Here is a 12112-nt window from a genome sequence, read left to right as displayed (position 1 = left end):
CTTTATTCCCAATCCCTGGCTGTCTCTGTAACCATTTTTTCGGTGAGCTTTTTGCCGAGCAAGTCTAGTTGATTTTTTTCTTTGGCTAAAAATTCAGGATCGCTATCGATACTCAGAAGGAATTCCTCGCCTGCGGGGAGGATTATTATTCCTGTCTCCTCCGGCCTCAATAGGTTTTCTTCCGCAGCTATTTGGAGGGCTACTGCAAGAGCTGGGTCGAACCCCCAGACAGGTATAGATAGCTGCTTATTTTGTATGGCAGCCTGTAGATCTGCAATTCGAGAGTCTTTCTTTAAAGCCCAATTTATCAGATGGAGCTTTAACAGGCTGCACTTTTGGGAACGACCGCAAACTTTAATTATTAATAGGCATTGCGCAATCTTGTATAGTGGCCTGTGTTCCGCCAAGACTGGCGCGGGGCGAGGAGTAAATTTGAGAGTGGCCATAGTATTTTACTCACTATAGTCGAGTTGGCAGGCGCCCAGCCAGTATGAAATCTCATTGGCCACTATTTGTGAGGCAAGGGCATAGTCAACTGAGGGGTTAAGCTCGCGAATCAGGAGGTCCGTTAGTTCAGTTCTAATTTTTTCGGTGAGCACGTCGGGTGTAGCGTTGAGAGTATCAGACCACTCTTCCACATGTTTGTGGAATACTGAGAGAAGACGCTTAACCTTTTGATAGAGTAAAGGTGAGGCTTTGTTCAGTTCGTCATGGAAGCGACTATATTTAAGAAAACACTCAAGCGTTGAAGAATAGAGGCGTTCCACCTTGGCCTTGTGTGCGCCGTTCTCCATGTCGAGTTCAATCTTTTGAAAACTCGCTGCTACCCTGGCAATAGATTTTCGCAGTATATTTTCTTCGTAATTTATGCTTTCCGTGTCAAAAAAAGGGAAGTCAAAGGTGATGCCAGGGATGTGAAGAGCTTTTCCTTGCAATGCTTGAAATGCATGAATGTCGGTTTCATAGTGATCCGCTGTGTGCAGATCTATCCTGAAGTCTGGGCTAAGAATTGATAGATTCCAGGCTCTAGCCTCGGCCTCTTTTGTTTTCGCATGTTTTAGTAGCTTGTTGTCCAAAATTTCTGGCGTGACAAAGCACCAGTTTTTTATAAGAGTGTCGCCAAGTCGCGCAGAAAGTTCTGCCTCATTTGTTTTCAGTTTTCCAATATCTTTTGTGATTTTGTCTCTTTGCTTTATATATAGCATGTCAGGGTTGTAGTGCTTGTTAGGGCAATAGCATTGGAATGCTATGCCGGTAGCTACATACCCTTCGATTCCCCAATCCCCAGGTGAAGTGGGCATTTCGACATAGCCATCTGCACCGTGCCGATGCTTGAGTATTCGCTGTAAAAGCGATTCCCAAGAGTTTCCGTCAAATAGGCCTAACCTAGATTGAAACATCTGGTCCTGACTCCGTTCATCTGTGCTTCCCGGCCCCAAAACTGATCCTTGAGGCGATGTGGTGTTCGCAGGATACTCAGAAGCTTACACATAGGCTAGCAAGAGGCTACTACGGCCCACTGGAGGGCAGGTTGCGGTCGAACGATGCCGGTGACGAATGGCAGCTAATGGCCGTTTACTGCCCTTGGCGACAGGCAAAAAACGGCCAGAAGCGGGCATTCGATTTCGCTATTCATCAATCTACCGAGCGTGCGAAATTATCAGCCTTTCCATTTCTCTCACAGGCAGGCTCATGACCTCCACCCTGGCAGTTTCGGATATTTTAGGTCCATGGAGTGGGGATACCGCCACAGGACTCATTCAGCGTTGCAGGGAGGCATGGGACACACCTCTAGAGAGTTTGAATGGTCTTATGGTCGCTACTTTTTTGAATCAGAACATCGCGGCGACACACTTGCTGATTGAGGCGAAGCCCCGCATGCAAGACCAAGAACGAGATGAAACAGAGTACTTCGACGGCCAGCTTCTCGAAGCTATCGACCGCTTGCAATCCGGGGAGTAATTCATCCCGACAGTTTGTTGCGTTCAACATGGACTATCTATATTGGGTCGCTTTCTGTCTCGCACGACTGACAGAGAACGAACGGCCAGGATCGGACGCTGGGCCGCGCATGCCCCCATGATCGCATCCAAGGTGATTTATGATGCTCTCTACAGGCTGCAGAGACCAGACGCTTTCAACAATCGCTGCACTGGATCAGGTAACCACGAACTGCGCAAGCATTTACAGCCACAAAAGTCATTGACTCGGCCCCTACCTTAATGGGCCCCGCACATTGAGTCTTCGGTCACACCTAGATATCTCTATCCAGTTCATCCCCGGACGCGGCACAATTCCAGCTTCAGTAGCGTCATAATTTGTGAGTTACTGCATAATTGAGGAATTGTCTGGTAACCAACTACTCCGGTTACGTCATACTCTGATACCGCCATTCGGACTATATTACCCTCGGACTATTTATACCACCGTGGCGATATAAAAACTTTCACATCAACTTTGTCGCGTAGTTTTTCGATATCTGTCAACAGGACTAATGGATCCCGGATCCGAGTCTCGGGATCATAGATAAAAAATACAATTTTATTGATGTGCTCATAAGCTGAATATCGAATGACATCAACGATGAGCTCATTCGATAGTTCTCGATCTGACAAAGTCCCTCGTGTCTTCTTAATTTCAATAAGCACTCCTTCGTTGACGAGCTGAAAGTCCACTCTGGAAGCTGACCCGGCGATATCCGGGCCCCAGACTTCACGCTTGACGATTCCGAACTCCATTTGCAGCATAGGTAGCATGAGGTCCTGAACATCGTACTCATCGTTAACCTCAAAAGATGGTTTTCCGCGTTGACGGGAATTCAGGGACACCACAAAAGCGTTAAATCGTTTGAAGATAAGAGCGAGCCGGTTATCAACCCCAAGCATTTCACGGGTAGGCGGCAATCGTTCTCTCGGTGAAAAATGATTCTTAAGCTCTAGCTCCTCGAGTCGGATCAGCGCCGCAGGTGAGCGACGGGATAAAAATAATAGCCCAGAGACCAGCAGCATGCTCATCAATAAAACAAACCATATGAGGTGAACGAAATTCAGCGAAACCCTGAATTGATTTTCAAATTTGTACTGAGGAGTGCCGTCCGGCCTGTGCCCTGTTCCAGGCACTACACTTACCTCGTGCTTGACGATTACACCTAGAGTAGGGAAATAGAAACTCAAGTCTGGAGGTAACGAATCGGCCACCCCCTTATTGTACCGCTCCAACTGCCGCGCCTCGTCCCGCATAGCGCTCCCATAATAGTCCGACGACAGGTACTCCCTGATGGCCGAATTCCCTAAATCAAAATCTTCGAAGACGGCGTGCACCCACATGATGTAATTCGAGCCAATCGAAATAAAAACGCATACACCCATAATTTTCGCAAAGAAGACAGCACTTCGAGTGTTTAGTATCGTGTCGGCAAGGGATCGTTCTTCCCGCAACAACCCTAAATAAATGAGTATTCGATTCAACATTTCGAGATCCTAAATCCTTACTTTTCTACGGTCGCCCACCGAAGCGGCAGACAGTTGGTCGATTGAAATAGTTACATTGGATTGGTCTAATGACCAGCCGTTGGTAGTCGAACCGAGATTATTGCGCTCCTGCGAAGCTCCACAAAAAACGCGGAATCTTTTAAAGCTCACGATTGAAGATAGTACCATCGGATTGCAGTCACTGGTTCTGGTAAGCGTTAGCAGCCATGAGGGGCCGGCCTGGGTCGATAGCTGCCCTTCATGGACGGCAGCTGTCGGCCAAAAGCGCTCATTTCCTCACGTTGGTATTCAGCCGCCCGCTTTAGCGGGTCGACTTGAACGAATGGTAAGCCATTTTCTACCAAACTTTGATATTAAGATTGGCCGCAGAAACAGACTTTATTTCCCAGGCTATCGCTTGAAAATCCACGGTACCGCCAGCTGTTTGAAGAGGGTGTATGCCGTGTGATTGGCAAACAAACGACTCCGGAATAGTAAAGCCAGCAGAGGACAATTTCTTAATTGGTTCAGAGAAGCAATTTCGATGATCCATGTTTGTATGATTAGGTTTCAGTCTTTTCTCGTTGCCGGATGAGCCTACCCCGGTATTTATGTTGCCCGACGTCGCAAAGGGCATCCCACTCAGGAGTTTAAATACCTGCAGATGCGATCCTGCTAGCACGAAAATACAAACAGTATCGGGATCTCCTCGTTTAATTTCAGAGAGTCGCAAAAAATCCTGAACGATATTCGATGGAGTGCAATGCGACGAACCTGCCCACTTTGCTTCTACGGCAATTTGGGCATTTCGTTTTGGCAGCCCCCTACCAGCAAGAACTAGTGCGAAGTCGAGCTCTCTCTTACGGCCGGATTGAGCTGTAGGATTCAAGAGTGCGTGAGGAAAATCTGCATGAACGCGCTCACCTTTCACTAGGATTGGGAATGAGCTAAGAACCTGGCCCACTGCGGCCTTCAACGAACTTTCGGAAAGCAATCCAGCTCTATAACAGCAAAATTCCATGTGTAGCCAACTACCAATGGCTTCGGATATGCGTCGGGCTATGTGCATCTGCATGATGTAATTTCATCCTTGAGTGCTAGTAATTGGTTAGGCGATGCAATTGTGACAACTTGCATCCCCGATTCCGGCAACATCAACGCTGCCGTGAGCTTCGATTGCCGACTAACCTTTAGATTCAGGTGACCTATAAAACTCACCACCTTCCAACACAGGCTTGAAAAATTTATCATAAACAGCCTGATTGTTAAAGTCGTGTGGTTCGTAGCCTAATATACGCGCAGGAGACATAAGAGGTTGAACTAGATCCTCATCTTTAGCATATGTTGATGTGAAAAATATTGAATTTCTGACCAGCTGTTTATTTTTCACCGAGCTGATCAGTGCGGAAGCGGGCATTATGGCCTGACCAGACTTAAAAGAATGGTAGAACATCAGGTCCTCCCGCAATGTTATCTGATAAATCCCCGCTACACCTACAGACTCAGCTATATCGACCATGACGGTGCCGGTGCTCTTTCTGCTTGGGATTTTCTTCCTGATTTTTACGCGTAACAAAGAGTCCCCTGGAGTAACCGGCGCCCCTCCATTGATAGAAACGCCGTAATTGCTCCTCATTACGAGGTTTTGAAACTCGTCGCCGTCATCCTCGGAAGGTTCTTCACCGAGAATATCAGTGAAATCAATGTTCCCAGTACCAAGCGTGGCATCCACGGCAAGAGGTAGAGTACTGTCACCAAAGCAAAGCTCAGCTTGCACTCCATGCCAGGGCTGGTCATAGGGTAGCAGCAGTGAATCATTGACAACGATTATGTAATGGGCACCTTCTGGTACGTGTCCGGCCGACTTATGAGCTTCGAACATCTCCAATTTGTCTTTGATAGCTGATGTGACTGACAACAAACGCTCACGAAACACTAAATCCCGCTCTTCAGGCGCTAACTTGCTTCGCCCAATAAGCTCTCTGATAGAATCTTGCGGGGTTGGCGTGACCACTTCAAAACAAAAGGTCTCACCATTTTTCGCAGCAACAAAGTCTGGCCCAGCATCCTTGCTTTTAATGTCGCCGAAGCCCATCCCCAAAAGCCTGTAGTAAAACAGCATCTCCGCCATTCGCTGGGAATATGCACCTACATCAGGCAGCATGACTTGCGTATTGAACTGAGTATCTTTTAAGTTCGAAAACCTCAAGAAGAAGGACTCTAGACCTTTTATCATGCAGTCCATTATCAGCTCCATGCGCTGACCACTTTGGGGAGACTTATTAAAAAAATAGGCAAATCTTGTAGTTAATATAGTCCGCCACTTAGTTTGAAGATAGGCTATACACAAAGCATTTGTTCTGTTCTTCTTTGTCGTTACTGGCTTTGCGGAGTTTTGCGTTTCATTGCTTGGCATGACGATCAGGCTCCCACATTCATATCGCTGTTATAGCACAGAAGCCTGCAAGGAATGGTTACTGACTTAGAATAGGCTCGCACTGACCTAATCACCATAAACAGTGGCAGGTGTCGCGACGCTGCGCGGCTCTTCACCCAGCAATTTTGTGTTGGCTGAAAATGGCCTTGGGTACCAACAGGTTGCCCCTCAGATGGTTCTGGAGCGACTCGCTCACCTATTGTGCCATCTCAAGCTCGTCACCTTCCGTGAACATCCCGTTCTTCTGCTGCAGTTGGCTGGCGGTGACACCAGTGTGCAGACTGGGTCTTGGCCTTTATGCCACTGGTCCTGATGTAACCCCCACATCAATGTGGGCCGCTTGATACCGGCGCTCAATGAGTGGTGGCCGAAGTTCGATGAGTACCCCGCCCTTGGCAGCTTGCAGTGCTCTCCAGCATGGCGCCCCCCGCAGTCGTCCTATGGCATAGCCGAAACAAAATTAAAAAGCTGCCTCTGGTCAAATCACGGCTAAATGTCCGGCTAACACATCTCTTAACCAATGGCAGCTCTTGGCCGTGAGCTGCCTCAGGACTGGATATTCGCATCACGAATCGGTCTGAGCACTATCGTCCCGTGAACCAATTCGATGCTCAAGGAATCACCCAAACCGACGTTTATTGCTGCAAGGATATCTGGCGGGAGATCGATGATTACGTCTCCGCTACCATCATCTGGATCTTGGCACTTCACGATTGTCCGCACGGATTGAGTCATAAGGGAAAAGGTCTGGACTGATGGGAAAGCCCTCATCCTACGCCAGCATGGCCCCTCCACGAAGCCATACAGCCTGCCTGGCGAACAGCCCTATCAAACCTGACTGGCACCTTACCCTCGCGCGCAGTCTAGGATCTCGTGGAGCGCAACCCACGGAAGCTCGGGTTTTTCTCCCCTGGCCGCGCATATCCGGGCATGAGAAAACGGCCTCTGACAATCTTCCAGTGCTTGGCTTTCCAGGCAATCACTGCAAACCGCTCGTCCTGCAACAATCATCCATCGGGTGTTCCATTTTTCAATCCTCCGCTCATTATCCATAGCCGGATCTCTTCCGTGTGCGCTCTAGAGAACTGACGATACATTCGGGACAGCCGCATTGATACGCTCAAAAACGTATCCTTATCTGGGGGTAATGCCGCTATTCTCAAAACACGAGGCATTGCGCTCAGCACGCGTTCGTCAGCGCCAGCTGTGGGCCAAAATCGATCGTTTGAAAAGCGAGAACGTTGTGCACGGATAGTGATGGCCTAGCTTGTGAGCACGACCTCAAAGAGGGAACATCACCGAATGGCGCCACTCGTAGGATTGGGTTAGCATCTTAGTACCGCACCAGGAGGCTCGAGCATGGCTGCTGTGCGCAAACGCATCGTCATATCAGATGCACAAGACAACTGGATCAAGGCTCAGATCGAGTCGGGCCGGTACGCGAGCTATAGCGAATGCATCCGTGCGCTGATCCATAGGGAGCAGAAGCGATCTGATATTACCGAGGCTATCCGTTCTGCACTGATAGCCGGCGAGGATAGCGGCGAACCTGTCCCATTCGACCCGGACGCGTTCCACCAATTAGTGTCAAAGACGAACTGATGGCGTGTTGTTGTCGGCAAGGCACTAGCGGGGGGTAGGATGAGCCTTATCCCGTCAGCCGAGAGCGGATCTGTCGCAATGACTGGAGCTGCGAGGACCACTCTGAAATGTCCTGACCGCCGGATGGTAGCTGGAACTTCATTCGGACTACTTCGAAAGCATAAACCTTATTGCGAGTGATGCGCTGAGTATCTAGTTGATTGACCCGCGCATAGCGCTCAAGCCGATGCTTGATGCACGTACAAGCGCAGAGTCAGCTGCTGACGCAAAGCCGGACCCGGTATCAATACGCTGTAACACGTTGACATGCCGACTGCGAAGGCTAACCTACGCATAAAAGGAGACCTTGGGTGACGGGCATGGCTACCAAAGAAACTGAAGACGTCAAGGCAGCGGCTCGTGCAAAGCTGAAAAAAATCCAGCAATCGCCCGGCTACAAAAGCTTCTTCGAAGAATCTGCAATTGAGGCGTTCGGTACCGTTGAGACCACCGCGTTTGCCGGCAAATCTTTAAGCGGCACAGCTTAGGCAGCCGCAGCCCGAGTTCAGCATCATCGGCACCGTCTGAACCTCCCAGACAGGTCAGTATTGGGCAAGGTTCCGCTTCTAGAAGTTGACCTTACCTTCAAAGCAGTCACCTAAGCTGCTATGACCGCACCGGTTGCCTACCCCCTCGCTGGCGGCTGCGGACGTTCGGCGCGTAGTAAATTGACTTTCAGCTCAGCCGCGGTCTGCCGCTCCTGCTTCCAGGCGGGTTGGCCCGGAGCGCTGCGCCAAGAATCGAGAAGCGGACTGTTATTGACCGTGTCGAACCCAAAATCATCATAGAGTCGTGTCACAAATTCAATCGCTTCCTGAAAATCGCTAGAAGCCACAAGAGCTAACCTATCTGGTGACCCGGCCGGCCTGCCCCATGTAGTGATTCGTGGGGCCTGAATGTGCGTAAATGCCTTGACGACTTTCGCTTTCAGAAGTTGTTCTTGACGGATCTCGTGGATAGTTTTCTGACCGCTCTCTACGAGGTCGAATGCGCCGTCCCGCCAGGCCATATAATTGTTGGTATCCAACACTATCTTACGCGCGAGCCCCTTTATCGGTACGTCGTTGATCCTTTTCAGCGGAACTGCGATGACAATCACGTCGCCTGCCATCGCGGCCCCCGCTGCAGTTTCCGCGCGCGCTCGCGGCCCCAATTCGGCCACCAGCTTGATTAGCGTGTCCGGGTGGCGCGAGTTGGCAATAACGATGTTATATCCGCACGCAACGGCCGCTCGGGCAATCTGACTGCCGACTTCGCCTGCCCCAATGATTCCGATAGTAGTCATCAATTCTCACCTGAGGTCTGCTTAAATCAATGCCCTGAACGTGAGCCGGGCAGGGGAAAAAAACCTGCCCGGCTGCATTTCAAGCGCCGAACGCACCATCGATGGTGTGCATTGCTCCGGTGACAAAGCTTGCTTCCGGACCGGCTAACCAGGCCACCATTCCCGCTACCTCTTCAGAACGACCATGCCTTTTGATCGCCATGAAGCTGTGCATGAGATCTTTCATCGGGCCGTCCGCTGGATTAGCTTCAGTATCAATTGGCCCTGGTTGCACAATGTTGATCGTGATTCCACGCGGGCCGAAATCACGGGACAACCCCCGTGCCATTCCTTGAAGCGCGGATTTACTCAAAGCGTAAGACGCCATGCCGGGGATGGGCATGCGGTCACCGTTCACCGAACCGATCACGATAATCCGACCGCCTTGAGGCATTTGTCGCGCCGCCTCCACGGAGGCGTGGTAAGGCGCTTGTAGATTTATGCGAAAGAGACGATCAATCGCGTCCGGGTCCTGCTCTAGCGCGTCGCCGAAGATGGCGATGCCGGAATTTACTATTAGTACGTCCAACGGGCCGCTGTCGCGGACACGAGCAATGACCGCATCACGGTCGGCACTGTCGGTTGAGTAGGCTCTGCCGCCGGTTTCGGTAGCCAGAGAACGTGCCGCTTCCGGCGAACCCGAGTACGTAAAAGCAACGTCGGCACCATCAGCTGCAAACCGCCTGACTATCGCCGCGCCAATTCCACGGCTGCCACCAAGCACCAGCACCGACTTGTGCTTAAAATTCGACATGAACGTACCTCCCCCTTGATTAATGTAGCGCATGATACAATCATCGATCAGCACACTGTCAAAGGATTTTGTAATAGTGACTACAGATAAGCCAGCACGTGGACGCCCTCGACAGTTCGACCCAGACCAAGCGGTCGCCACGGCTCAGCAGCTGTTTCATGCCAAGGGCTACGATGACGTAAGCGTTGCTGACCTCACGCATGCGCTGGGTATAAACCCACCGAGTTTTTATGCGGCATTCGGCAGTAAAGCCAAGTTATACAAGCGTGTGCTGGATCGGTACGCCCTCACGGGCGCCGTCCCATTATTGGAGATACTTGGGGCAGAGCGGCCGTTGGCTGTCTCGCTCTCTCAAATATTGGAGCAAGCCGCGCGTGCTTACGCCGCTGATCCTTCAGCCACTGGCTGTATGGTGCTTGAAGGCACTCGATGCAACGACATGGAGGCGCGGGGGGCCGCTTGCGGCTTCCATATCGCTGCGCAAGATGTGATTAGAAACACTATCGCCGAACGCTACCCACAAGAGGCTGACCGGCTGGCAGACTTTGTCAGCACTACGATGGCGGGCCTGTCGGCCAGCGCACGTCACGGCCAAAGCTTGGATCGACTACTGGCCACTGCACAACTTGCCGGCGTTGCGCTCGCACAAGCTATTCCGGTCTGAGCATAACCAGGATGCTGTGTTCAGCATCCGCTACACGGGTGGCCAGCGATACCAATATCTGCCTTGCAGCCATCAGCCGACGGTCGAAAGCGGCTGCTATCGGCCAAAAGAAGACACTCAGCGCCCTGACTGATCACGCAATGCATCCAGAAGCAGACGAAAAGCCGGTTTGTGCTGGCGCCTGCTTGGGTAGTAGAGGTGATACCCGGTGACCGTGCCAGTCCAGTCCTCCATCAGCCGCACCAGTCGACCTTGTGCCAGATCCTGCTCGACCAGATGCTCCGGGAAGTAGCCCAGTCCGGCGCCCGCCCTGACAAAGTCGCGCATGAGCCAGATGTTGTTACTCACCAGATGCCCGTCGGCGCGTACGTTGATTTCTCTCCCGTTTTTTGCGAAAGGCCAACCCCACAATCCTCCCGAGGTGGGCTGGCGCAGGTTGATACAGGCGTGCTCGGTCAGATCCTGTGGCGTCAGTGGTTCAGCACGGTGTTCCAGATAGGCGGGGGCGGCCACCAATGCCATGCGAAAATCCCGGCCGATGGGCATGCTGATCATGTCCTGAGCCAGCTGCGCCCCCAGGCGGATACCGGCATCGAAGCGCTCTGCAACGATGTCGACAAGCGCGTAGCTGTCGTTGATTTCAACCTTGATGCCCGGATAGTCGGTCATCAATTGCAGCGCAGCCGGGGCAAGGACCAGATGGGTTGCGTGCTCCAGGGAGGTGATGCGCAGGCTACCCGCCGGCGTGCCGCTGAGTTCGCTCAGCTCGTTGAGCCCTGACTCAATCCCGTCAAAATGCGGCCCGATGCTGTCGATCAGGCGCGCGCCGGCTTCGGTCGGCGCGACGCTGCGGGTACTGCGGGTCAGCAATTGCACACCCAGGCGCGATTCCAGTTTGGTGATGGTGCGGCTCAGCGCAGGCTGGGAAACGCCAAGCTGCGCCGCCGCTTTGGTAAAACTGCCTTCACGGGCGACCCGCAGAAGGGCCAAGAGGTCGGTAACGGTGTCGCGCAAGATTGATGCTCTGCGGTTATAGGTCTATTCCAACCATACCATCTAATCATTTGTAGGAAGGCTGGCTAGAGTGTTGCCTTCGCTTCGCGGCGCTTTCAGGAATTATCTTCTCCATGACTAAGCAAACATTCGATGTGATCATTTTCGGCGCCACGGGGTACACCGGTCGGCTGGTCGCTGAATACCTCTTCGCTCAATACGGCGTCGACGGCCCTGTTGAATGGGCCATTGCCGGTCGCAGCTTGAGCAAGCTGGAAGCCATTCGGGACAGTTGGGCAGGCGCCGCAGCGCTGCCGCTGATCGTGGCCGATGCCCAGGACCGGGCGTCCGTGCGCGACATGGTTGCCGCGACTCGGGTCGTAATCACCACCGCAGGACCGTTTTCAGTCTATGGCTCGGACCTGGTAGCAGCCTGCGCCGAGTCGGGGACGGACTACGTTGACCTCTCGGGGGAGATCCCCTGGATTGCCCGGATGATCGGCAGCCATCACGCCCAAGCCCAGGCATCGGGCGCGCGCCTGGTGTTCTCCTGTGGTTTCGATTCGGTGCCGTTTGACCTCGGCGTATGGTTCACCCAGCAGCAGGTCATGAAGAAGTTCGCTCGTTACGCGCCTCGGATCAGGGGCCGCGTGCGCAACATGCAAGGCGTGCTGTCTGGTGGCACGTTCCTGAGTGTCGACGCTGTGGTCGCAGCAGCGGCGCAGGATCCGGCCCTTGGCGCACTGGTGGCCGATCCATTTGCCTACACACCGGGATTCAGAGGCGTCGAGCAACCTGATGATCAAACCCCCTACCGGGATGAACTGGC

13 protein-coding genes are annotated in these 12112 nt (G+C 52.3%); 5 read left to right on the top strand and 8 right to left on the bottom strand.

Features of this window, described 5'->3' with window-relative positions; translation table 11 throughout:
- Positions 1-2: 2 nt before the first annotated feature.
- Both EC919_RS25760 and EC919_RS25755 read right to left on the bottom strand, forming a co-directional pair.
- Complete coding sequence (locus tag EC919_RS25760) at positions 3-446, bottom strand: hypothetical protein (RefSeq protein WP_133777118.1); 444 nt, start codon at positions 444-446, stop codon at positions 3-5.
- Between the two features lie 6 nt (positions 447-452).
- Positions 453-1301: a hypothetical protein gene (locus EC919_RS25755; protein WP_208295016.1), complete on the bottom strand. Its 849-nt coding sequence runs from the start codon at positions 1299-1301 to the stop codon at positions 453-455.
- Positions 1302-1692: 391 nt separating this feature from the next.
- Here EC919_RS25755 and EC919_RS25750 point away from each other — a divergent pair, with 391 nt between their 5' ends.
- The gene (locus EC919_RS25750; protein ID WP_133777116.1) at positions 1693-1962 is read left to right on the top strand and encodes a hypothetical protein; all 270 of its coding nucleotides are present in this window, start codon (positions 1693-1695) and stop codon (positions 1960-1962) included.
- A 452-nt stretch (positions 1963-2414) separates the two neighbouring features.
- On the opposite strand, the gene EC919_RS25745 is transcribed toward EC919_RS25750, so the two are convergent.
- The 3 genes from EC919_RS25745 to EC919_RS25735 all read right to left on the bottom strand — a co-directional run bounded on the left by EC919_RS25745 (position 2415) and on the right by EC919_RS25735 (position 5886).
- A complete protein-coding gene (locus EC919_RS25745) occupies positions 2415-3470 on the bottom strand; it encodes a hypothetical protein (RefSeq protein ID WP_133777115.1) in 1056 nt (351 codons plus the stop codon).
- Between the two features lie 358 nt (positions 3471-3828).
- A complete protein-coding gene (locus tag EC919_RS25740) occupies positions 3829-4545 on the bottom strand; it encodes a hypothetical protein (protein ID WP_133777114.1) in 717 nt (238 codons plus the stop codon).
- A 108-nt stretch (positions 4546-4653) separates the two neighbouring features.
- Positions 4654-5886, bottom strand: a complete 1233-nt coding sequence (locus EC919_RS25735; RefSeq protein ID WP_133777113.1) for a hypothetical protein — start codon at positions 5884-5886, stop codon at positions 4654-4656.
- A gap of 1380 nt (positions 5887-7266) precedes the next feature.
- On the opposite strand from EC919_RS25735, the gene EC919_RS25720 reads away from it, so the two are divergent.
- Positions 7267-7509, top strand: a complete 243-nt coding sequence (locus EC919_RS25720; protein ID WP_133777110.1) for a type II toxin-antitoxin system ParD family antitoxin — start codon at positions 7267-7269, stop codon at positions 7507-7509.
- Between the two features lie 359 nt (positions 7510-7868).
- Positions 7869-8036: a hypothetical protein gene (locus EC919_RS27245; protein ID WP_166650633.1), complete on the top strand. Its 168-nt coding sequence runs from the start codon at positions 7869-7871 to the stop codon at positions 8034-8036.
- A gap of 137 nt (positions 8037-8173) precedes the next feature.
- Here the strand turns inward: EC919_RS27245 and EC919_RS25715 are convergent, their stop codons facing one another.
- A complete protein-coding gene (locus EC919_RS25715) occupies positions 8174-8833 on the bottom strand; it encodes an NADPH-dependent F420 reductase (RefSeq protein ID WP_133777109.1) in 660 nt (219 codons plus the stop codon).
- 79 nt (positions 8834-8912) lie between these two features.
- Entirely contained in the window at positions 8913-9626 is a 714-nt protein-coding gene (gene bdcA / locus EC919_RS25710) for an SDR family oxidoreductase (RefSeq protein ID WP_133777173.1), read from the bottom strand.
- A 76-nt stretch (positions 9627-9702) separates the two neighbouring features.
- On the opposite strand from bdcA, the gene EC919_RS25705 reads away from it, so the two are divergent.
- The gene (locus tag EC919_RS25705; protein WP_243842344.1) at positions 9703-10290 is read left to right on the top strand and encodes a TetR/AcrR family transcriptional regulator; all 588 of its coding nucleotides are present in this window, start codon (positions 9703-9705) and stop codon (positions 10288-10290) included.
- A 117-nt stretch (positions 10291-10407) separates the two neighbouring features.
- Here the strand turns inward: EC919_RS25705 and EC919_RS25700 are convergent, their stop codons facing one another.
- Positions 10408-11307 carry a LysR family transcriptional regulator gene (locus EC919_RS25700; RefSeq protein ID WP_133777107.1) on the bottom strand — a complete coding sequence of 300 codons (900 nt, stop codon included), beginning with the start codon at positions 11305-11307 and terminating at the stop codon, positions 10408-10410.
- A gap of 110 nt (positions 11308-11417) precedes the next feature.
- On the opposite strand from EC919_RS25700, the gene EC919_RS25695 reads away from it, so the two are divergent.
- Positions 11418-12112, top strand: a 695-nt coding sequence (locus EC919_RS25695) for a saccharopine dehydrogenase family protein (protein WP_208295015.1), incomplete at its 3' end; no start/stop codon positions are given.

It is taken from the genome of Pseudomonas graminis, from assembly GCF_004364335.1.
GTDB lineage: Bacteria > Pseudomonadota > Gammaproteobacteria > Pseudomonadales > Pseudomonadaceae > Aquipseudomonas > Aquipseudomonas graminis_D.
This window is presented reverse-complemented; position numbering and strand designations above follow the sequence as displayed.